The organism is Halobaculum sp. CBA1158, from assembly GCF_021431925.1.
Classification (GTDB): Archaea; Halobacteriota; Halobacteria; order Halobacteriales; family Haloferacaceae; genus Halobaculum.
Map to the genome: position 1 here is coordinate 185,610 of NZ_CP090371.1, position 19,969 is coordinate 205,578.

Consider the following 19,969-nt stretch of genomic DNA (forward strand, 5'->3'; position numbering starts at 1 on the left):
CTTTTGGCATGAACGGGTTTTCAACGGGGGGTTCCCGCAGGGAGCGAGCGAAGCGAGCGACCGAGGAAACCCCCCGTCAGAAAAGAGGTTCGTTAGAAGTCCTCGACGTGCGGCCGCAGGTCCAGTTCGAGCGTCCACGCGCTGCGGTCCTGCTGGACGAGGTGCCAGTAGCTGTCGGCGATCGCGTCCGGATCGAGGTACTCCTCGGGGGCCTCCGGCTCCGTTCCAGGCGGTCGGATCCCGCCGTCGATCACGACGTGGGCGACGTGGATCCCCTCCGGGCCGAGCTCCCGCGCCATCGACTCCGCGAGGCCGCGGGAGCCGAACTTCCCCATCGAGAAGCCGACCGCGCCCTCGCGCCCGCGCACGGACGTGGTCGCGCCCGTGAAGATGATCGTCCCCGCCGTGTCGTCGCCGCCCGCGCCGGCGCGCATGTCCCTGACCGCCTCCTGCGAGCAGAGGAAGTCCGCGCGCGGACCCACCTTGTACGCCCGGTCGAACGCGTCGAGGTCGGTGTCCGTGAGGCCGGTCCACCCGGCGGCGCTGGCGTGGTTCACGAGCACGTCTACGGGGCCCAACGCCGCCCGAACGCGGTCGAACGCCGTCGAGATGTCCTCCGGGTCGGCCAGGTTCGTCGGGGCCGCGACCGCCTCGGTCGGGAGGTCGGCCGCCAACTCCTCGATGTACCCCTCGCTTCGCGCGAGCAGCCCCAGGTCACAGCCCTCGGCGGCGAACCGCCGCGCGATCGACTCGCCCAGTCCGGGTCCGACGCCCGCGATCACCGCTGTCGTCATGCGCGGTGGATCGGACGCGCGACGCATAACCGTTGGCGCGAGGACGCCGGCACCCGGCGGAGGCGACGGCGCTCCCGCCGTGTGACCGCCCCTCTCACAACCGAGGCGCTTAACAGTCGTTCGGGGGAAGTACGGGTGAAATGCCCAGTGGGGACTACGACCCGGAGACCACAGAGCCCGAGTGGCAGCGGCGCTGGGTCGACCAGGAGACGTACGCGTACGACGAGGAGGCCGCGACCGACCCGAACACCGTCTTCTCCATCGACTCCCCGCCGCCGACGGTATCCGGCGACCTCCACATGGGCCACCTGTACGGCTTCACCCTGCAGGACTTCGTCGCCCGTTTCGAGCGCATGAACGGGGAGACGACGTTCTTCCCGTTCGGCTACGACGACAACGGCATCGCCTCCGAGCGGCTCACCGAGGACGAACTCGACATCCGCCATCAGGACTTCGAGCGCCGGGAGTTCCAGCGAAAGTGCCGCGAGGTGTGTGCCAACTACGAGGAGCAGTTCACCGAGAACATCCAGGGGCTGGGCGTCTCGGTCGACTGGAACCACACGTACCAGACGATCGAGCCGCGCGTCCAGCGGATCTCCCAGCTCTCCTTCGTCGACCTGTACGAGCAGGGCCGCGAGTACCGCGAGAAGGCCCCGGCCATCTGGTGTCCCGAGTGCGAGACGGCGATCTCGCAGGTCGAGACCGAGGACGACGAGCAGGACAGCCACTTCCACGACATCGAGTTCCCGGTCGGGAGCAGCGACGACGACGAGACGTTCACCATCTCGACGACGCGCCCCGAACTCCTGCCCGCGTGCGTCGCCGTCTTCGTCCACCCCGACGACGACGAGAACCAGCACCTCGTCGGCGAGTCGGCGGAGATCCCGCTGTTCGGCCACGAGGTCCCGATCCTCGCCGACGATGGCGTCGACATGGAGACCGGGTCGGGGATCGTCATGTGCTGTACGTTCGGCGACCAGAACGACATCGAGTGGTACCAGATCCACGACCTGGATCTGCGCGTCGCCATCGACGAGTCCGGTCACATGACCGAGGTCGCCGGCGAGTACGAGGGGATGCACTCGGAGGAGGCCGGGGAGGCCATCGTCGAAGACCTCGACGACGCGGGGGCGCTCCTGGACCGGCGCGCCATCACGCACACCGTCAACGTCCACGAGCGCTGCGGCACGAGCGTCGAGTTCCTCGTCACCGAACAGTGGTACATCGAGATGCTCGACAGGGCCGACGAGTACCTCGAGGCCGGCCGGGAGATGGAGTGGTTTCCCGAGAAGATGTTCACCCGGTACGAACACTGGATCGAGGGGCTGCAGTGGGACTGGCTCATCTCCCGCCAGCGTTCATCGGGGATTCCGTTCCCGGTGTGGTACTGCGCCGACTGCGACGAGGAGGTCATCGCCGACAAGGCCGACCTCCCGGTCGACCCCCTCTCGGACGACCCGCCCGTCGACGCCTGTCCCGCGTGCGGGCACGACGAGTTCGTTCCCGAGGACGACGTGCTCGACACGTGGGCCACCTCCAGCCTGACGCCGCTGATCAACGCCGGCTGGGACTGGGACGACGAGGCCGGAGAGTTCACGATGGAGCACCCGGAGCTGTACCGCTTCGACATGCGCCCGCAGGGCCACGACATCATCAGCTTCTGGCTGTTCCACACAGTCGTCAAGTGCTACGAGCACACCGGCGAGGTCCCGTTCCACGAGACGCTCATCAACGGGATGGTCCTCGACGAGAACCGCGAGGCGATGTCGAAGTCGAAGGGGAACGTCGTCCTCCCCAAGGAGGTGCTCGCGGAGTACCCCGTCGACGCCGCGCGCTTCTGGGCCGCCGGCTCGGCCGTCGGCGACGACCTCCCGTACAACGAGAAGGGGCTGCGCGCCGGCGAGAAGCTGCTCCAGAAGCTGTGGAACGCCTCGAAGCTCGTCGAGTCCTTAGTCGGCGACGCGCGCGAGGACCGCCCCGCCCTCGCCCACGAGGACCTGCGGGAACTCGACCGCTGGCTGCTCGCGGAGCTGGACGACCTCACCGAGACGCTCACCGAACAGCTCGAGAACCGCGAGTTCTCGAAGGCCCGCGACGACCTCAGGGGGTTCTTCTGGCACACGTTCTGTGACGACTACCTGGAGGTCGCCAAGACGCGCGTCCGGGAGGCCGAGGACGACGACCCCGCCGCACGGTACACGCTGTCGGTCGCCCACGAGCGTTTCCTGACGCTGTTCGCGCCGATGCTCGCCCACGTCACCGAGGAGCTGTGGCAGGACATGTACGCCGAGGAGCGCGCGGGAGAGGACTTCGACTCGATCCACCTGCGCGAGTGGCCCGAGCCGCTGGGCGTCGAGGCCGACCACGAGGCGGGCGTCGCCGCGATGTCGGTCGTCGGCGCGCTCCGGCGCTACAAGAGCGAGCGCGGGCTTCCCCTCAACGCCGAGGTCGACCGCGTCGAGGTGTACGGCGCGGGCGACCTCGCGGCGTTCGCCGACGACATCCGCGGCGTGATGAACGTCGGCGACCTCGCGGTGCTCGCGGACGAGCCCGAGATCGAGTCGGTAGTCACGGGGATCGACCTCGACTACGCGCAGGTCGGCCCGCAGTACGGCGAGCGGGTCGGCGACATCGAGGCCGCGATCGCGAGCGAGGACTACGAGATCGCCGACGGCGAACTCCGCGTCGCCGGCGAGACGCTCGGCGCGGACCTGTTCGAGGTCGAGCGCGAGCGCCGCTACTCCGGTGAGGGCGAACTGCTCCAGCCGGAGGACGCGGTCGTCATCGTCCACGACGGCGAGTAGCCGACGCGTTCACCGACCGACCCAAACCCTCTTTTCGTCGCCGGCGCTTCCACACGCGTGCACAGACGCGCCCTCTCGCTCGGCGGATTCGTCGTCGCCGGCGTCTCCCAGTTGCTCCTCGGCGTCGCCATGTACGCCGCCGGCGACTCCCCCGCGAATCCGCTGTTCTCGGTGCTGGGCGGGCTGTTAGTCGCGGGCGTGTTCACGCGAGCGCTCCTGCAGGGGAACGACCTGAACGGCCTCGCGACCCGCCCGCTGTTCGTCGCCGTCGGCGTCGCCTCCGGCGTCCTCTCGGCCGTGCTCACCGGCGCGGTACTGTTCGGCGCGTGACCGACCTACAGGTCCGCGCCGACCGCGTCGCCGACGGAGTCGAAGCCGTCCCGTTCGAGCAGGTCCAGCAGGCCCTCGTTGATGTCGCGCGCGAGGCTCGGCCCCTCGTACACGAGGCCGGTGTACAGTTGGACGAGGCTCGCCCCCGCTCGGATCTTCGCGTACGCGCCCGCGGCGTCGGAGACGCCGCCGACGCCGACCACCGGCACGTCCGTCCGCTCGGCGATGAACCGGACCATGCCCGTGGCGCGCTCCTCGATCGGTTTCCCCGACAGGCCGCCCCGTTCCGCCTGCTGGGGGCTTTCGAGCGTCTCCGGACGCTCCGTGGTCGTGTTCGTCGCGATGACGCCGTCGAGGTCGAGGTCGTCGACGACTGCCAGCGCCTCTTCGATCGCCGGCTCTGGGAGGTCCGGGGAGAACTTCACGAGCAGGGGATCAGCGCCGGCGTCCGCGAGGGTGCCGAGGATCCGCTCCAGCGACTCGCGATTCTGGAGCGAGCGCAGCCCGGGCGTGTTCGGCGAGGAGACGTTGACCGCGACGTAGTCCGCGTGCGCGCCCACGCGCTCGAAAGTGTACAGGTAGTCGTTCGCGGCGTCCTCGAGGGGCGTGGTCTTCGACTTCCCGACGTTGACGCCGAGCGGGACCTCCGGCGCGGGCTCGCGGTCGAGTCGGTCGCCGACCCGGTCGGCTCCTTCGTTGTTGAATCCCATGCGGTTGATCAGCGCCTCGTCCTCGCGCAGGCGGAACATCCGCGGACGGGGGTTTCCGGGCTGGCCCTCGGCCGTGACGCCGCCGACCTCGACGTGCCCGAATCCGAGGGCGGCGAGCGCGCGCGGCACCCGGGCGTTCTTGTCGAAGCCGGCGGCGACGCCGATCGGGTTCGAGAACTCGAGGCCGAACGCGTCCGTTCCCAGTCGCTCGTCGTCGACGACGTACCGGTCGCGAAGGAGCGACTCGACCGGCGTCCCCTGTGCCGCGCGTAACAGTCGGTGTATCCCCTCGTGGGCGGTCTCGGCGGGTAGCGCGTACAACGCGGGCTTCGCCAGGTCGTAGGCCCTCATGTCGATAGTCGGGCGGAGGTCCGCCCGGGTCGGCCTTGAACTGCGGGGGTCTCCTCCGGTCAGAAGTCGTGCTCGACCTCGTCTGAGTCGGCCTTCTGAATGATGATCTTTCCGTCTCGGACGCGAACGAACACCTCGTCGCCGATGTCCATCCCGGCGACGGCGAGTTCGTCCTCGTGGAGGTTCACGTGAACGTTGTGGTACTCGCCGTCCTCGTCTTTCGCGCCACTCGGGCTGAGCGTCTTCTTCCGGACCATCGCGTTCGGTGTCCCGTGAGTCGAGAGACGAGACACATAAGTATTGTTTCCCCCCGATCGCCAGCGCCCCACGGCGTCATCGATGTGATTCCGACGCGCGCACGAGCGAGTTCGGGCCTCGATCGGCGGCGATTCCCTCGATCGACCGGGCAAATCGCGTGGCGGCGACAGCATAATATAAGTGCTTTGTGACCGATTCGGGTCGAACCCCCGATACGTTTATCATATAGTGTGTGTTCGCTTCACACGGAGGCGAAAAACCATGGTACGTGAGGACGGTAAGCGGAACTTCGCGCTGCGAGAGAGCGACGGATCCGAGGAGAGCGTCTTCTCCGGCAACACGCCGCGCCAGGCGGCGCTGAAGGCCGCCCGTCGGCTCGAACCGGCCAGTTCGGAGGACGCGGCCGATCGGATCGAACTCAGGCTCCGAGAGAAGGGTACCGACAAGGTACACATCTACGAGGGCTGGTCGTGGCGCGAGACCGCCCCGGACAACAAGCCGGACTGGATGCCCGACGAGATCACCGAGGCGAACGTCTCGAAACAGGGCATCGAGCATCTCGAGAGCTGAACTCGCGAGCGTCGACGGTTCTTTCCCGAGCCGATTCGTCCTCCAGCGACAGCACAGCGTCGACCGCGCTCGCCCGCTGTCACGACGGCTCGAGCGCACCTCTGCGACCGGCTTACCGTCGGCGGGCCGTTCGTCGTACCGCGCCGTGAAACCGCATGACGTGGCGTCCTCGAGACGACGACCTTTTACGTACCCCTGCCATTCGATGTGATGCGAAGGTCGCCCGGTCACCCGGGTGACACGGCACGCCCCTTCGGGGCGTGTCGGAGGACGTTCCGACGGCCTTATGTGCGAACATGGCCTCGGAGAGAACGCGAAGACACAGGCGCGAACTGAGGCGGTTCGATTCCGTCGCCGTTCGCCGCGTTCGACCGCGCTTCGAAGGGGTTAAGTCCCCTCGTGGCGTTGGTTGAGATCCGCAAAAGATGAGGATTCCGCCCCTGCGGTCCGCCGCAAGACGGTATCTGATGTGAGCCTCGACAGTTCGGTGTCACCCGATCGGTGTCGCCGAACTTGGACCACGCAATGGTGAAGTCACGCATTGCGCGTGACTTCCCGCCAACCCTCCCTCTTTGAGGGAGACATTCCGGTTGATCCTGCCGGAGGTCATTGCTATCGGAGTCCGATTTAGCCATGCTAGTCGCACGGGTTCAGCCCCGTGGCGAATAGCTCCGTAACACGTGGCCAATCTACCCTACAGACCGGTATAACCTCGGGAAACTGAGGCTAATCCCGGATATCGCTCTCACGCTGGAACCGCCGAGAGTGTGAAACGTTCCGACGCTGTAGGATGAGGCTGCGGCCGATTAGGTAGACGGTGGGGTAACGGCCCACCGTGCCAATAATCGGTACGGGTTGTGAGAGCAAGAACCCGGAGACGGAATCTGAGACAAGATTCCGGGCCCTACGGGGCGCAGCAGGCGCGAAACCTTTACACTGCACGACAGTGCGATAGGGGGACTCCGAGTGCGGAGGCATAGTGCCTTCGCTTTTGTGCACCCTAAGGCGATGCACGAATAAGAGCTGGGCAAGACCGGTGCCAGCCGCCGCGGTAATACCGGCAGCTCGAGTGATGACCGATTTTATTGGGCCTAAAGCGTCCGTAGCCGGCCGGGCAAGTCCGTCGGGAAATCTACCAGCTCAACTGGTAGGCGTCCGGCGGAAACTGCACGGCTTGGGACAGGGAGACTCAAGAGGTACGTCCGGGGTAGGAGTGAAATCCCGTAATCCTGGACGGACCACCGATGGCGAAAGCATCTTGAGAGAACTGCTCCGACGGTCAGGGACGAAAGCTGGGGTCTCGAACCGGATTAGATACCCGGGTAGTCCCAGCTGTAAACAATGTTCGCTAGGTGCGACGCAGACTACGCGTCTGTGTTGTGCCGTAGGGAAGCCGAGAAGCGAACCGCCTGGGAAGTACGTCCGCAAGGATGAAACTTAAAGGAATTGGCGGGGGAGCACTACAACCGGAGGAGCCTGCGGTTTAATTGGACTCAACGCCGGACATCTCACCAGCCCCGACTGTTCGAATGAAGACCAGTGTGATGAGCTTGTCAGACGAACAGAGAGGAGGTGCATGGCCGCCGTCAGCTCGTACCGTGAGGCGTCCTGTTAAGTCAGGCAACGAGCGAGACCCGCATCCCTAATTGCCAGCAAGACCCACGAGGTCGTTGGGTACATTAGGGAGACTGCCGCCGCCAAGGCGGAGGAAGGAACGGGCAACGGTAGGTCAGTATGCCCCGAATGGGCTGGGCTACACGCGGGCTACAATGGTCAGGACAATGGGTTCCAACGCCGAAAGGCGACGGTAATCTCAGAAACCTGGTCGTAGTTCGGATTGTGGGCTGAAACTCGCCCACATGAAGCTGGATTCGGTAGTAATCGCGTGTCACAAGCGCGCGGTGAATACGTCCCTGCTCCTTGCACACACCGCCCGTCAAAGCACCCGAGTGAGGTCCGGATGAGGCCTGGGTTGCCAGGTCGAATCTGGGCTTCGCAAGGGGGCTTAAGTCGTAACAAGGTAGCCGTAGGGGAATCTGCGGCTGGATCACCTCCACAGATCGAGACCGGGCCGACGCGCCCGGCTCACCTTCAGCGGTCCGTTCCCGACGCCGATCGGGCACCTTCGAACTGTCGAGGCTCGCTCGCTCCCCCGAGAGGGGGTGGGCCCATAGCTCAGTGGTAGAGTGCCTCCTTTGCAAGGAGGATGCCCTGGGTTCGAATCCCAGTGGGTCCATGTACTCGTGGTTCACCGCGAACCGTGTGCCTTATACGGCAGACGGCGATACGGTGAATCCCGACGCAAGACCGATGCACCATTCCGCGAGAGCGGGAATGGGAAGGGTTGAGCACGCTCGCGTGACACCCACGTGACGTGCGATGACGACCGTATGTACGTGCAATCCAGACGTCCACTGGACCCGTTCACTGGGTCACAGTGTACCATCAGTCAACTGGCTACTGTGCCAGCTGGTGAATGGCTCGGCTCGAGAGCCGACGACGGACGTGCCAAGCTGCGATAAGCCGTAGGGAGCCGCATGGAGGCGAAGAACTACGGATCTCCGAATGGGAATCCCTCTACAATTGCTTCGCGCAATGGGGAACGCTCCGAATTGAAACATCTCAGTAGGAGCAGGAAGAAAAATCAAACCGAGATGTCGTTACTAACGGCGAGTGAACGCGACACAGCTCAAACCGAAGCCCTCACGGGCAATGTGGTGTTCGGGCTGATATCAATCGGAACACTCTCACGAGAAGTCTCCTGGAACGGAGCACGATACAGGGCGACAGTCCCGTATCGTGAGCGTGTTCCGAGGATCAGTTCCCAGAGTAGCGGGGGTTGGATATCCCTCGTGAATATCTCAGGCATCGACTGAGAAAGCTAAACACTCCTCGAGACCGATAGCGAACAAGTAGCGTGAGCGAACGCTGAAAAGCACCCCGAGAAGGGCGGTGCAACAGGGCCTGAAATCAGCTGGCGATCGAGCGACGGGGCATAAAAGGCCCCTCACAGAATGACCGAGGCGCGAGCCTCCAGTAAGACGTGAGGGGAGCCGATGTCGCGTCGTGCGTTTTGAAAAACGAACCAGGGAGTGTACTGCTCCGGCGAGTCTAACACGAGCATCGTGGAAGGCACAGGGAAACCGACATGGCCGCAGTCTTACGACGAGGGCCGCCGTGTTCAAGCGCGGGGAGTCGAAGCAGTACGACCCGAAACCGAGTGATCTACTCCGAGGCAGGATGAAGCGTGCCGAAAGGCACGTGGAGGTCCGTTAGCGTTGGTGTCCTACAATACCCTCGCGTGATCTTGGAGTAGGGGTGAAAGGCCCATCGAACTCGGCAACAGCTGGTTCCGACCGAAACATGTCGAAGCATGACCTCTCCCGAGGTAGTTCGTGCGGTAGAGCCACCGATTGAGAGACCCGCCTCCGAGAGGAGTCGGCCTCTCTGTCGAACTCCGAACGTACGAACGCTGTCGACGGAGGGAGTCCGGTGTCCCGGGGTAAGCTTGGGCACCGTGAGGGGAACAACCCAGAGTTAGGTTAATGACCCAAAGTGTGGATTAAGTGTAATCCTCTGAAGGCCGTCTTGAGCCCTAAACAGCCGGGAGGTGAGCTTAGAAGCAGCTACCCGCTAAGAAAAGCGTAACAGCTTACCGGCCGAGGTTCAAGGCACCCAAAATGAACGGGACTCAAATCCACCTCTGATACCTAACCGTCCCTGTAAGAAGGGAACCGTGTAGGTCGGCGTACTGTCCGGGCGGAAGCACGGGTGAGAACTCGCGTGGACCAGACAGTAACGACAATCCTGGTCACAGTAGCAGCGATATTCGGGTGCGAACCCCGAAGGTCTGAAGGGTAAGAGTTCCTCGGCACTGCCAATCAGCCGAGGGTTAGCCGATCCTAAGTCCGGCCGCAATTCGAACCGGACAACCGGGAAACTGGTTAATATTCCAGTGCCACCACGCACTGAAAGTCGACGCTTTGGGAACTGGTGAACCGGGCACTCGCCCGGTCCAATCAGGGAATCCCGTGGAAGCCGTAACGGCACGAAGCGAGAGAAGCCTGAAACAGCGCAAGTCACCACTACCCAGAGCCCGTGAAAAGACGAGCGTGGTGTTCGTATCGAGATCCGACACAGGTACCCTGGCAGCGCAAGCCAAGACCAACGGGAACAACCGACGTTAGGGAATTCGGCAAGTTAGTCCCGTACGTTCGCAATAAGGGATGCCTGCCTTTCGCGAGGCAGGTCGCAGTGACTCGGTGGCTCCGACTGTCTAGTAACAACACAGGTGACCGCAAATCCGCAAGGACTCGTACGGTCACTGAATCCTGCCCAGTGCAGGTATCTGAACACCTCGTACAAGAGGACGAAGGACCTGTCAACGGCGGGGGTAACTATGACCCTCTTAAGGTAGCGTAGTACCTTGTCGCTTCAGTAGCGACTCGCATGAATGGATCAACGAGAGCCACACTGTCCCAACGTTGGGCCCGGTGAACTGTACGTTCCAGTGCGGAGTCTGGAGACCCCCAAGGGGAAGCGAAGACCCTATAGAGCTTTACTGCAGGCTGTCGCTGAGACGTGGCCGCTGACGTGCAGGATAGGTAGGAGACGCTACACAGGTACCCGCGCCAGCGGGCCACCGAGTCAACACTGAAATACTACCCGTCAGTGGCTGCGACTCTCACTCCGGGAGGAGAACACCGGTAGCCGGGCAGTTTGACTGGGGCGGTACGCGCTCGAAAAGATATCGAGCGCGCCCCAAAATCTCCTCACGCGGGACAGGAACCCGCGGAAGAGCGCAAGAGCACAAGGAGGTTTGACAGTGTCATTCCAAGCGAGTGACGCTGACGCGAAAGCGTGGTCTAGCGAACGGATCACGGGCCTCAATGGCCCGGATTTACGACAGAAAAGCTACCTTAGGGATAACAGAGTCGTCACGCGCAAGAGCACATATCGACCGCGTGGCTTGCTACCTCGATGTCGGTTCCCTCCATCCTGCCCGTGCAGAAGCGGGCAAGGGTGAGGTTGTTCGCCTATTAAAGGAGGTCGTGAGCTGGGTTTAGACCGTCGTGAGACAGGTCGGCTGCTATCTATTGGGGGTGTTACGGTACTTGACGGGAACGGTCGTATAGTACGAGAGGAACTACGACTGGTTGCCACTGGTGTATCGGTTGTCCGAGAGGGCAGCTGCCGAGAAGCTACGCAACACGGGGTAAGAGCTGAACGCATCTAAGCTCGAAACCCACCTGGAAAAGAAGTACCACCGAGACCACTCGTCCAAGACGAGTTCAATAGACTCGGGATGTACGCGCCAAGGCAACGAGGCGTTCAGTCCGCGAGCACTAACAGGTCAAGCCACACTCATATGCACTGGGACCCACGAACGGGTCCAGGCGTTAGCTGGATTGCACGTACACCACGGTTACCACACACATACCGGACCCCACAAGTCCACACCCGAATCCGAACCCGGGATCACCCCCGGGTTCGATTCACCACCGACGACGGCGTACATCGGATCATTCCCGATGGTCGGAATTCGGGCGGCCACAGCGGCGGGGAAACACCCGTACCCATTCCGAACACGGCCGTTAAGCCCGCCAGCGTTCCGGCAAGTCCTGGAGTGCGCGAGCCTCTGGAAACACCGGTTCGCCGCCCACCACTCATACACACACACGAACCAGAGTCATCCACGCCCACCGGTCGCCACGCCCGTGGGCATTTTTCATATACACCGACCGTTCCACCAGCGACAGCGCACACCCCTCACGAGCGACGGCGTTCACCGCCCGCGCGATCTCCCGCACGCGAACCCACGACCGCGGGGGGCGGATCCGCTAGGCTTAAACGCCCCACACGACTCGATTTACACGCGCCAAGGTGGCAGAGTCTGGCCATACGCATCTCCCTGCAGAGGAGAACCACGCCGGTTCAAATCCGGCCCTTGGCTTCGTACCTTCTCTTCGAACGCGGACACGCGGCAGCGGCCGGTGTTCAACGAAAGAAAACGGTTAAACTCCGGGCGACCTGTCCATCGGGTATGCAACGACGTGCCGCGGCTATCTACGTCGCGTTCTTCCTCGTCGTGGGTGCGGCTTCGTTCTCGCTCATCGCGACGGCGAGCGCGCCGCAGCTCTCCTTCGAGAATCCCGACCACAGCCTGAGCGAAGGCGAATCGATCACCGTCGACGGGGAGGAGTATCTCGTCCAAGACATCTCAGCGGAGACCGAGGAGGGGGAACTCACCCGTTCGGGGACGCTGAACACGACCAACGAATCGGCACGCTACGCCATCGAATGGGCGAACGATTCGACCGTCACCTACGACGGCACCGACTGGACCGTCTCGACGGATAACGAGTCGGAGACGTTCACGCTGACCGAGGAGATCGACCGCGCGGCGATCCTCCAGAACGACTCCGACGTCGAGAACGAGACGACGACCGTCGACGGCCAGGAGTACGTCGTCGAGCGTGCGAGCGGTAACGAGAGCCGAGAGCTGATTCCCGTCGACGAGTACTTCCCCGCGCCGGAGACGCGCGAGTACGCCGTCGGCGACGAGATCGAGAACGTCGAGAACGAGACCGTGACCGTCGCCTCGGTGACCACCGACGCGGCGACGCTGGAGTACTTCGCCCCCGAGACGACCGAGATAGCGGTGTCCGACGAGGCGAACGTCACCGTCGGCTCGACGACCTACTTCGCGCACTTCCCGGACAACTCGACGATGGTGCTCACCCAGGAGTTCGAGACGTACGACCAGTACGAGGAGGAGGTCGCGATGCAGACCACGATGACGAACGGACTGTGGGGCGTCAGCATTCTCAGCGGCCTGTCGGCGTTCTTCCTCCTCGGGCTGGCGTACCTGCCCTCGCGGTACTGAGTCGCCTGCCCTCGCTCGGCGCTTGCGTCTATTCTTTCGGGCTACCGCTTCCGCGACAGCGACGCCTCAGCCGTCGAACCGATACAGCGACGTGACGAACGGCAGGCGGTTGAACATCCAGTAGGCGACCGGTAGACCGACCACGGTCACAGCGAGGAACGCGGCGACGTTGGCCCACAGGAGGCTGGCCCACCACCCGACGAACAGGAAGTAGACGCCGCGAACGACCAGCGATCGCTGGCCGCGACCCCCCTCGGGTGCGGACAGCGACCGCGGCTCCTTCAGCGACAGCACCGTCGGAACGACGTTGATCAGCTTGATCCCCAGCGGGAGGCCGATGACCGTCGCGTTGAGGAACCACGCGACGTTGACGACCGCGGGCGTGGCCCACCAGCCGACGGCGACGAACCACAGCGCGCGTGTGAACAGCGAGCGTTGTGCCATGCTCGAGGGAACGCGCTCGCCGGGTGAAGCCTTTGTCCCGACTCGAGCGAGATGCCCCCCATCGTCGCTGTCGCTCGGGAGCCGGAATACGGGCGCGACGGGAGTCACGCGAGCGAACGGCGTGAGCGAGTGTGACTACGTCGCGGTTGTGAACGAACGAAGTGAGTGAACGGGCGCGACGGGATTTGAACCACGCCGAGACGTGCTCGCTCCGCTGTGCGCGCCTCGTTTAGTTCAAATCCCGCGTGCCGGTTCGCTCGTCGCTTCGCTCCTCGCTGCACGGGCGCGACGGGATTTGAACCCGCGACCGTCGGATGGCTCCCCACGCCGGTACCCCGGCGCGGTTAGAAGTCCGACGCTCTGAATCCGGACTGAGCTACGCGCCCACGAACGGTGACAGACGCGGCGTCGCCAAAAGCGGCGCGGTCGCGCCCGACGGCGACGCGTCCGGTCCCCGTCTCGGCGTTGACGGCGGTCGTTCGTCTCGCAGGGTTTAATCCGGCCAACGGCGAACCACGGACGATGCGAGTCATCGGAACGGTCGGCCTGCCCGGAAGCGGGAAGGGCGAGGCCGCCGCCGTCGCCGAGCGGGAGGGCGTCCCCGTGGTCACGATGGGCGACGTCATCCGCGCCGAGTGTCGCGACCGCGGGCTCGACCCCGCACAGCACCACGGCGCGGTCGCGCGGGCGTTGCGCGAGGAGGAGGGCCCCGCCGCCATCGCCGAGCGCTCGATCCCGCTGATCGAGGACGCCGCCGCGGACGACGCGGACGCCGTGCTCGTCGACGGCCTGCGCGCGCCGGTCGAACTGGAGCGCTTCCGCGAGCGCTTCGGCGAGGGGTTCACCCTCGTCGCCATCGAGGCCCCGTTCGACCTCCGAGCCGAACGGCTCGGCGCGCGCGGCCGCGACGACTCCGACCTCGACACGGAGGCGCTTCGCGACCGCGAGGAGCGCGAACTCGGCTTCGGGATGGGCGAGGTCATCGACGCCGCCGACGTGACCGTCGAGAACACCGACAGCCTCGAGGCGTTCCGCGAGCGCGTCCGCGGGATCCTCCGCGGCGACGCCGCCGCCGGAGGAACGGACGACTGCGCCGGGCCGGACGGGCCCGCGGCCGCCGACGCGGGGGTGGAGAAGTGACGACCGTCTACAGCGTGGACGCCCGGATCGAGGCCCCGGTGCACGACACCGAGGTCACCGACCGCGTGCGCGACGCGGTCGAGGCGCTGTTTCCCAACGCCGAGTTCGTCTCCGAACCGGGCCGGCTCGTCGCCGAGACGCACACCCTCGACGACTTCTCGGACAGACTCCACGAACAGGAGATCCTCGACACCGCCCGCCGGGAGTTCCGGCGCAACCGCACCGACGACGGCTTCAGGTTCTCGCTGAAGAAACAGGCCGCCTTCCAGGGCGTCGTCAACTTCGCCGTCGGCGAGTCCGACGAACTCGGCGAGATCGACGTCGAGGTGACGGTCCGGTCGCCGTCGGTCGACGAGTACGTCGACCACCTCGCCCCGCCGACGGAGGACGGTACTCCCGTCGACCCCGACGGGCGCTGACCGGGGACGGCGCGCCCGTCGACACGGACCCTCGCCGACCACGGTCGCGCTGCCGGCTACGCCGACCGAGCCGGCTCGACACGCGCTTTGAGGTTCTCCAGGGTCCTGCGGAGCTGGCGCTCGTTGTACCGCACCGCGAGGGGATCGGCGACCGCCCCGAGCACCCCGCCGGGCAGGTCGTACTCGGCGGCGTACGTGACGTGCGTCCCCCCGTCGTCCTCCTCGAACGTCCAGGTGAGCGTCCCCGTGAGGTCCCCGTCCATCTCGAAGACGATGCGTTCGTTCTCGACGTATTCGGGCGTGGTGAGGGTCCCGGTCAGCTCGACGCCGATCATTTCGTAGGTGTACTCGAGGCGCTTGCCGCCGTTGTCGAGCGGCTCGACGTTCGAGACCGCCGTGATACTCGGCGTCAACTCCACGTGGTTCTCGGGTTCGTCGACGCACGCGAACACTTCCCCGACGGGGGCGTCGACGCGGACCGTGTGGCTGGCGGCTGCCATCCTCGATGGATACGGTCGCGGAGGCAAAAACGGCGGCGTCGAGTCCTGTCGTCCGGACGCGCCAGCCCCCCGGCGGCTTAACGACCGTCGAGGTGGACGTGGATCGTCCGCCCGCAGTCGACCTCGCCGCACACCGGACACGCGCCCTCCCCGTCGCCGCCGCCCCCGCCCGTCCGCCCTTCGGCCAGCGTCGCCGCCCCGTCGGGGTCTAGGTCGGCGGCCGCGAGGACGACCCGCTCGCCCGCGTGTCCGAGGACGTAGCCACCGTCGCGCTCGCGAACGAACCGTCCGCGAAGCTCCCCGAGGTGGTAGTTGAACCGTCCGGTGTCGCGCATTCCGACCCGCTCGCGCAGCTCCGAGAACGTCAGCGGGGCGTCGGCGGCCGCGAGCTCGCGGAGGATCGCGACGCGATGTTCGGAGGCGAGCGCCGAGAGGTCGTCGGCGGCGTCGCGGGCGGTGCCCCCGGATCCGCGACTCGTCTCGTCCCCATCGTCGTTCCCAGTCCCGCCGTGACGCCCGCTGTTCGGCGTGAACTCCATGGTCGACGGCCGACCGCCGCCGTGACATACTTTCTGTGTCGGCGATCGAACAGAAACGTCGTTCGCGGAACGCGTTTCACGGCCCCCGCCGTCGAGGCGGGCATGTCCGGTGCCGATATCGAGTTCCGGTTCGAGTCGACCGACGACGAGGAACGGTTCGTCCGGGAGTACCTGCCCGACGCGTGGACGCGGTTCGAGACGGCGGACTACTGGGAGACGGGGTGGTTCTGGCGGTACGGCGGTTTCGCGGAGTACGATTCGGGACCCGACGGCGGGCTCGTTCGCCTCGTCCTCGAGGGCGACCCCGACGGGATCGTCGACGCGGAGTCGCCCCGGTGGGACGCGTTCGAGGGGCTCGACTCGTGGGAGCTGCGCCGGTATGAGGAGACGGACGAGGGGTACGACTCCCTGCTGGCACAACAGCGCGACGCGAAAGGGCGCGTCGGCGGGGAGCGCGAGTACCTGCTGAAGCCGCTTGCGGCGCGGTTCGTTCTCGACTACTACCGCACGTTCGAGGAGTCGCTCCCGGCCGTCGGGGAGGCGGCCGACGAGAACCCGGCCGGGGTCGGCTTCTGGGCGCACCTCCACTTCGCGATGATCCAGGCGGGGTACGACTGGTACGACGAGACGGAGGCGTGTCTGAAGGGACTGCGAAACCGGCTGAAGTCGCTCGCGAGCTACCGCGGTGGCGACGCGGCCCGCAGGGAGTACGAACGGCTCCGCGAGGACTGGCAGGCGTACGGGGACGAACTGGAGACGTGGATCGCCGAGCATCCGACCGGGGAGGCGAGCGAGCCGTGAGTGGGGGACGACCCGCGCGACCGATCCCCTACCCGAACAGTACCACCGCGGCGAACAGCGCGACGACCCCGGCGCGTCGACCCTCCGGAGCCGTGTCGACGCCGGCGATCGCCGACCGACGCGCACTTGTCCTCGAGCGCCCACGTTCCGCCGATGACCGCCTCCCGGCCGCACGTGTTGGTGACGAACGACGACGGGATCGACTCGCCCGGACTCGCGGCGCTGTACGAGGAACTGCGCGCCGTCGCCGAGGTGACCGTCGTCGCCCCCGCCGAGGACCAGTCGGGGGTGGGTCGCTCGCGCTCTCGCGCGGTCGACGTGGACGACCACGAGTGGGGCCACGAGGTCCACGGCACGCCCGCCGACTGCGTCGCGTTCGCCCTCCGCGCGCTCGAGGCGGAGTTCGACCTCGTGGTCTCGGGGTGCAACCTCGGGCCGAACTGCGGCGAGTACATCATGGGCCACTCGGGCACGGTCGGCGCGGCCGTCGAGGCGGCGTACCTCGGGGTGCCCGCGCTTGCCGTCTCGGCGTACCACCGCGAGGAGTTCTTCCCGCCCGCCGAGTTCACCTTCGAGACGCCGGCGCGGGTCACGCGACTGCTCGCAGAACACGTCCTCCCGACCGCCGGCGACGACGAATCGACGCCTGACGACGAACCGACGGACGGCGACGGGGAGAACGACGCGGCCGCCGGCGCGCCCCGCGCGGATCTGGCCGGGGCGGACTTCCTGTCGGTGAACGCGCCCGTCGACGGGAGCGACGGAGTCGGCGGGACGGACGGCGATCTCCGTCTGACGGAGCCGCTCGCCGACTACGGCGTCGAGGTCCGCGAGGCCGACGCCGACGAACGCGAGACGTACGGCGGCGACTGGCGGCTGGCGTCGGACTTCTGGGCGCGACTGGACCAGCCCGACCGCCACCCGACGCTGGAGCAGGTCGGCGACTCCTACCCCGCGTGGTCCGACCGCGCGGCGGTCGTCGACGGCGACGTGAGCGTCTCCCCGCTTCGGGTGCCGCAGACGCCGGTCCACTCCGAGCGCCTGGACGCCCTCGTCGCCGCGGTGAACCGCGACTGGCGGGCCGAGCGCGAGGCCGTCGCCGCCGCGGACGACGACTGAGGCTCGCCGCCTCACCCGGCGGGACGCCTACACGACGGCGGCCTCGCCGTCGGCCCAGACCTCGTAGCCGACCTCGCGGCCCCGCTCCTCGACGGCGTCGGTGTGCATGCGGAGTATGTGCTCGGAGACGTTGGTCGCGACTCGCCGGTCCGCGTCCAGGCGAGCGATCCCCTCGTGCAGGATCACGGCGTCGGCGTGGAGTTCCGCCCCGAGGACTGACCCCTCCGCGAACAGCAGGTCCAGCGCGTTCGCCGGAACGGCCCCGGGGCCGGGCGCGGCGTTCAGGTCCGGAAGGTAGCCGACGGCGGCCTCGTCGGTGTCGCCGGTGGTCCCGGAGAGCCCACGGACGACGTACCCGAGCGTCGGGAACAGCGGCTCGCCGTGTTCGACTCGGAGCGCCTCGACGGTCACCGGGCCGACGCCGACGCGCTCGCCCGGCGCGACGACCGCCAGTCGGAGGCGGTCGGCCAGCCCCGGCCGCTCCGTAGCGTATCTCTGGAGCACGCTCCGCGGCACGCGCACCTGGAACGGCTCCGCGACCGGGTGGTCGTGACCGAGTTCGGTGCCGTTCCGGAGGTGTCGGTCGTAGCGTGCGTGATTCAACTCCGAGAGCCCGGCGGAGTGGTCGTAGTGGCCGTGGGTGAGGAAGGCGGCGTCGAGGTCGGTCACACCGGCCTCGTGAAGTCCCCGGGTCACGTCCGGCGGCGCGTCGAGGAGTACGGCCGTTCCGGCGGCCTCGACGAGCAGACCGGGCCGTCGTCGCGGGTCGCTCTCCGCACAGTACTCACACTCACACAGCGGCGCGGGGACGCCGACGGCATCGCCCGTGCCGAGCAGGGTGCAGCGCATACGGATCCGAGGCGCACCTCGGACTACCAGATTGCGAACACGCAGACGACCTGTCGGTCCACGCCGCCCGTCCGTTCGGGCCACCGCTCGGCCGATCAGTCCACCACCGCGACGACGCCCGTCAGCGCCACGGCGGCGATCATCGCGGCCGCGAGTAGGCCGAACGCGACGCGGAAGTCGGTCGCGTCGGCGACGCCGCCGACGACGGCGGGCGCGAGCGCGCCGGCCCCCATCAGCAGCGTGCGGACGACCCCGAGGCCGCCGCCGGCGGCGGAGTCGGGGATGACCGCCGCGAGGTACGCCCCGCGCACCGGGCGAAAGCCGTGACAGCCGAGGCCGAACGCGACGACCGCGCCCCCGACGAGGAGGACGCCGGACACCGACAGCATGGCCGCGAGGCCAGCCGTCGCCAGCACGAGCGTCGCTGCGATCACCGGGAGTCGGCCCACGCGGTCGGAGAGGTCACCCGTCACCAGTTGGACGAGCGAGACGACGAACAGTCCGCTGTACAGCAGCGAGGCGGTCGTCTCGGGGAGGCCGGCGGCGTCCGTCAGGAACAGCGGGAGGAACGCGACCGCGCCGTTGTACGCGAACGAGAAACAGATCGTGAGGGCGACGAACGTCGCGAAGGCGGGATCGCGAAACAGCGCGGCGTACGCGCGGAGTCCGCGGGTGTCGTCGCCGTCGCGGTTGCTGTCGTGGTTACCGTCTCCGTCGCGGTTGCTGTCGTCGTCGCGGTGGCGACCGGCGGCGTTCTCTCGGTCGCGATCGTCGCGGGGAACTCGGCGAGCGAACAGCGCCGCGAGTCCGCCGGCGGCGACCGCGCCGGCCAGGAACAGCACGTGCCAGTCGAGGGAGACGCCGTCGAGGCCAACGACCGCGAGCGTCGTACCCGTCACCGCGACGACGGCGGCGGGCGCGGCGACGCCGCCGAACGCGCCGAGGGTGTCGAGGATCCCCAGCGCCCGCCCGGTCCGGGCGGGGTACATGCGCGCGAGCAGGCGAACGGCGACGGTCTTGTGCGCGCCTGTGCCGAGGCCGACGAGGAGCATCCCCGCGCCGATGGCGACGAGCGCCGCCGACTCGGGGACGGGAACCGCGAGCACGAGCGCGCCCGCGCCGGTGACGGCCGCGCCGGCGACGATGACCGCCCGCGCGCCGACCCGGTCGGCGAGCGCGCCGCTGGGGAACTGCATCGCGGCGTAGACGGTCAACATGGCGGTGAACGCCAGTCCGAGGACGCCGTTCGAGACGCCCAGCGAGTCGCGAAGCGTCGGGAACAGCGGGGGGAAGGCGTACCGGAGGAACTTCGCGAGAAACCAGATGAGCGCCGAAAGCGCCAGCACGTCGTAGTCGGCCAGCGCCCGAAGTCGACCGCGCGATTCTGCTCCCATTCGTCTCTCGGGAGGCCCCTGGGGGGCAAAAGACGCGCGAATGCGGTCGATACAGCACGGG

16 protein-coding genes, 3 tRNA genes and 3 rRNA genes are annotated in these 19,969 nt (G+C 66.7%); 13 read left to right on the top strand and 9 right to left on the bottom strand.

Translation table 11 applies throughout. The features are described 5' to 3' along the window. Positions 1 to 92: 92 nt before the first annotated feature. Positions 93 to 794, bottom strand: coding sequence for an SDR family NAD(P)-dependent oxidoreductase (locus Hbl1158_RS00855; RefSeq protein WP_234298201.1), 702 nt, complete (start codon positions 792 to 794; stop codon positions 93 to 95). A gap of 140 nt (positions 795 to 934) precedes the next feature. Between Hbl1158_RS00855 and Hbl1158_RS00860 the strand changes: the two genes are divergently transcribed. Together Hbl1158_RS00860 and Hbl1158_RS00865 are read left to right on the top strand one after the other, a co-directional pair. Beyond that, the gene (locus Hbl1158_RS00860) at positions 935 to 3,598 is read left to right on the top strand and encodes a valine--tRNA ligase (RefSeq protein ID WP_234298202.1); all 2,664 of its coding nucleotides are present in this window, start codon (positions 935 to 937) and stop codon (positions 3,596 to 3,598) included. 57 nt (positions 3,599 to 3,655) lie between these two features. Then, positions 3,656 to 3,928, top strand: a complete 273-nt coding sequence (locus tag Hbl1158_RS00865) for a hypothetical protein (RefSeq protein WP_234298203.1) — start codon at positions 3,656 to 3,658, stop codon at positions 3,926 to 3,928. A 5-nt stretch (positions 3,929 to 3,933) separates the two neighbouring features. Here Hbl1158_RS00865 and Hbl1158_RS00870 read toward each other — a convergent pair whose 3' ends face one another. Both Hbl1158_RS00870 and Hbl1158_RS00875 read right to left on the bottom strand, forming a co-directional pair. Further along, positions 3,934 to 4,989, bottom strand: coding sequence for a quinone-dependent dihydroorotate dehydrogenase (locus tag Hbl1158_RS00870; protein WP_234298204.1), 1,056 nt, complete (start codon positions 4,987 to 4,989; stop codon positions 3,934 to 3,936). Between the two features lie 59 nt (positions 4,990 to 5,048). After that, a complete protein-coding gene (locus tag Hbl1158_RS00875; RefSeq protein WP_234298205.1) occupies positions 5,049 to 5,246 on the bottom strand; it encodes a hypothetical protein in 198 nt (65 codons plus the stop codon). 262 nt (positions 5,247 to 5,508) lie between these two features. On the opposite strand from Hbl1158_RS00875, the gene Hbl1158_RS00880 reads away from it, so the two are divergent. The 7 genes from Hbl1158_RS00880 to Hbl1158_RS00910 all read left to right on the top strand — a co-directional run bounded on the left by Hbl1158_RS00880 (position 5,509) and on the right by Hbl1158_RS00910 (position 12,703). Further along, entirely contained in the window at positions 5,509 to 5,817 is a 309-nt protein-coding gene (locus Hbl1158_RS00880; protein ID WP_234298206.1) for a non-histone chromosomal MC1 family protein, read from the top strand. Positions 5,818 to 6,400: 583 nt separating this feature from the next. After that, positions 6,401 to 7,873, top strand: a 16S ribosomal RNA gene (locus Hbl1158_RS00885). A gap of 108 nt (positions 7,874 to 7,981) precedes the next feature. Then, positions 7,982 to 8,053, top strand: a tRNA-Ala gene (locus Hbl1158_RS00890). A gap of 212 nt (positions 8,054 to 8,265) precedes the next feature. Then, positions 8,266 to 11,186: ribosomal RNA gene (locus tag Hbl1158_RS00895) — 23S ribosomal RNA — on the top strand. Between the two features lie 173 nt (positions 11,187 to 11,359). Then, positions 11,360 to 11,481, top strand: a 5S ribosomal RNA gene (gene rrf / locus Hbl1158_RS00900). The 16S, 23S and 5S rRNA genes sit together here with 2 tRNA genes alongside, the layout of an rRNA operon. Positions 11,482 to 11,694: 213 nt before the next feature. Beyond that, positions 11,695 to 11,770 (top strand) — tRNA-Cys (locus Hbl1158_RS00905). Positions 11,771 to 11,860: 90 nt separating this feature from the next. Continuing rightward, positions 11,861 to 12,703: a hypothetical protein gene (locus tag Hbl1158_RS00910; RefSeq protein WP_234298207.1), complete on the top strand. Its 843-nt coding sequence runs from the start codon at positions 11,861 to 11,863 to the stop codon at positions 12,701 to 12,703. A gap of 66 nt (positions 12,704 to 12,769) precedes the next feature. On the opposite strand, the gene Hbl1158_RS00915 is transcribed toward Hbl1158_RS00910, so the two are convergent. Beyond that, positions 12,770 to 13,147, bottom strand: a complete 378-nt coding sequence (locus Hbl1158_RS00915) for a YccF domain-containing protein (RefSeq protein WP_234298208.1) — start codon at positions 13,145 to 13,147, stop codon at positions 12,770 to 12,772. 280 nt (positions 13,148 to 13,427) lie between these two features. Further along, a tRNA-Arg gene (locus Hbl1158_RS00920) sits at positions 13,428 to 13,533 on the bottom strand. A 136-nt stretch (positions 13,534 to 13,669) separates the two neighbouring features. Between Hbl1158_RS00920 and Hbl1158_RS00925 the strand changes: the two genes are divergently transcribed. Both Hbl1158_RS00925 and Hbl1158_RS00930 read left to right on the top strand, forming a co-directional pair. Then, positions 13,670 to 14,287, top strand: coding sequence for an AAA family ATPase (locus Hbl1158_RS00925; RefSeq protein WP_234298209.1), 618 nt, complete (start codon positions 13,670 to 13,672; stop codon positions 14,285 to 14,287). Beyond that, positions 14,284 to 14,706, top strand: coding sequence for an RNA-binding domain-containing protein (locus Hbl1158_RS00930; RefSeq protein WP_234298210.1), 423 nt, complete (start codon positions 14,284 to 14,286; stop codon positions 14,704 to 14,706). Before Hbl1158_RS00925 ends, Hbl1158_RS00930 begins: the two co-directional genes overlap by 4 nt. A gap of 56 nt (positions 14,707 to 14,762) precedes the next feature. On the opposite strand, the gene Hbl1158_RS00935 is transcribed toward Hbl1158_RS00930, so the two are convergent. Continuing rightward, positions 14,763 to 15,206 carry an SRPBCC family protein gene (locus Hbl1158_RS00935; RefSeq protein WP_234298211.1) on the bottom strand — a complete coding sequence of 148 codons (444 nt, stop codon included), beginning with the start codon at positions 15,204 to 15,206 and terminating at the stop codon, positions 14,763 to 14,765. A 77-nt stretch (positions 15,207 to 15,283) separates the two neighbouring features. Next, positions 15,284 to 15,745 (bottom strand): helix-turn-helix domain-containing protein, encoded by a 462-nt coding sequence (locus Hbl1158_RS00940; RefSeq protein ID WP_234298212.1) that lies wholly within the window; start codon positions 15,743 to 15,745, stop codon positions 15,284 to 15,286. Positions 15,746 to 15,847: 102 nt separating this feature from the next. Here Hbl1158_RS00940 and Hbl1158_RS00945 point away from each other — a divergent pair, with 102 nt between their 5' ends. Both Hbl1158_RS00945 and surE read left to right on the top strand, forming a co-directional pair. Then, on the top strand, positions 15,848 to 16,546 hold the full coding sequence (locus Hbl1158_RS00945) for a hypothetical protein (RefSeq protein WP_234298213.1): 699 nt from the start codon (positions 15,848 to 15,850) through the stop codon (positions 16,544 to 16,546). 153 nt (positions 16,547 to 16,699) lie between these two features. Beyond that, the gene (gene surE / locus Hbl1158_RS00950) at positions 16,700 to 17,665 is read left to right on the top strand and encodes a 5'/3'-nucleotidase SurE (protein ID WP_234298214.1); all 966 of its coding nucleotides are present in this window, start codon (positions 16,700 to 16,702) and stop codon (positions 17,663 to 17,665) included. A gap of 27 nt (positions 17,666 to 17,692) precedes the next feature. Here surE and Hbl1158_RS00955 read toward each other — a convergent pair whose 3' ends face one another. Beyond that, positions 17,693 to 18,514 carry an MBL fold metallo-hydrolase gene (locus Hbl1158_RS00955; RefSeq protein ID WP_234298215.1) on the bottom strand — a complete coding sequence of 274 codons (822 nt, stop codon included), beginning with the start codon at positions 18,512 to 18,514 and terminating at the stop codon, positions 17,693 to 17,695. A 95-nt stretch (positions 18,515 to 18,609) separates the two neighbouring features. Next, positions 18,610 to 19,908: an MFS transporter gene (locus Hbl1158_RS00960; RefSeq protein ID WP_234298216.1), complete on the bottom strand. Its 1,299-nt coding sequence runs from the start codon at positions 19,906 to 19,908 to the stop codon at positions 18,610 to 18,612. Positions 19,909 to 19,969: the final 61 nt, after the last annotated feature.

Excerpts from the sequence above, each read along its gene's own strand:
- Hbl1158_RS00955 (WP_234298215.1), bottom strand. The coding sequence starts at position 18,514 with ATGCGCTGCACCCTGCTCGGCACGGGCGATGCCGTCGGCGTCCCCGCG.
- Hbl1158_RS00925 (WP_234298209.1), top strand. The coding sequence starts at position 13,670 with ATGCGAGTCATCGGAACGGTCGGCCTGCCCGGAAGCGGGAAGGGCGAG.
- Hbl1158_RS00945 (WP_234298213.1), top strand. The coding sequence starts at position 15,848 with ATGTCCGGTGCCGATATCGAGTTCCGGTTCGAGTCGACCGACGACGAG.
- Hbl1158_RS00880 (WP_234298206.1), top strand. The coding sequence starts at position 5,509 with ATGGTACGTGAGGACGGTAAGCGGAACTTCGCGCTGCGAGAGAGCGAC.
- Hbl1158_RS00860 (WP_234298202.1), top strand. The coding sequence starts at position 935 with ATGCCCAGTGGGGACTACGACCCGGAGACCACAGAGCCCGAGTGGCAG.
- Hbl1158_RS00915 (WP_234298208.1), bottom strand. The coding sequence starts at position 13,147 with ATGGCACAACGCTCGCTGTTCACACGCGCGCTGTGGTTCGTCGCCGTC.
- Hbl1158_RS00960 (WP_234298216.1), bottom strand. The coding sequence starts at position 19,908 with ATGGGAGCAGAATCGCGCGGTCGACTTCGGGCGCTGGCCGACTACGAC.
- Hbl1158_RS00870 (WP_234298204.1), bottom strand. The coding sequence starts at position 4,989 with ATGAGGGCCTACGACCTGGCGAAGCCCGCGTTGTACGCGCTACCCGCC.
- Hbl1158_RS00855 (WP_234298201.1), bottom strand. The coding sequence starts at position 794 with ATGACGACAGCGGTGATCGCGGGCGTCGGACCCGGACTGGGCGAGTCG.
- Hbl1158_RS00875 (WP_234298205.1), bottom strand. The coding sequence starts at position 5,246 with ATGGTCCGGAAGAAGACGCTCAGCCCGAGTGGCGCGAAAGACGAGGAC.
- Hbl1158_RS00940 (WP_234298212.1), bottom strand. The coding sequence starts at position 15,745 with ATGGAGTTCACGCCGAACAGCGGGCGTCACGGCGGGACTGGGAACGAC.
- surE (WP_234298214.1), top strand. The coding sequence starts at position 16,700 with ATGACCGCCTCCCGGCCGCACGTGTTGGTGACGAACGACGACGGGATC.
- Hbl1158_RS00910 (WP_234298207.1), top strand. The coding sequence starts at position 11,861 with ATGCAACGACGTGCCGCGGCTATCTACGTCGCGTTCTTCCTCGTCGTG.
- Hbl1158_RS00935 (WP_234298211.1), bottom strand. The coding sequence starts at position 15,206 with ATGGCAGCCGCCAGCCACACGGTCCGCGTCGACGCCCCCGTCGGGGAA.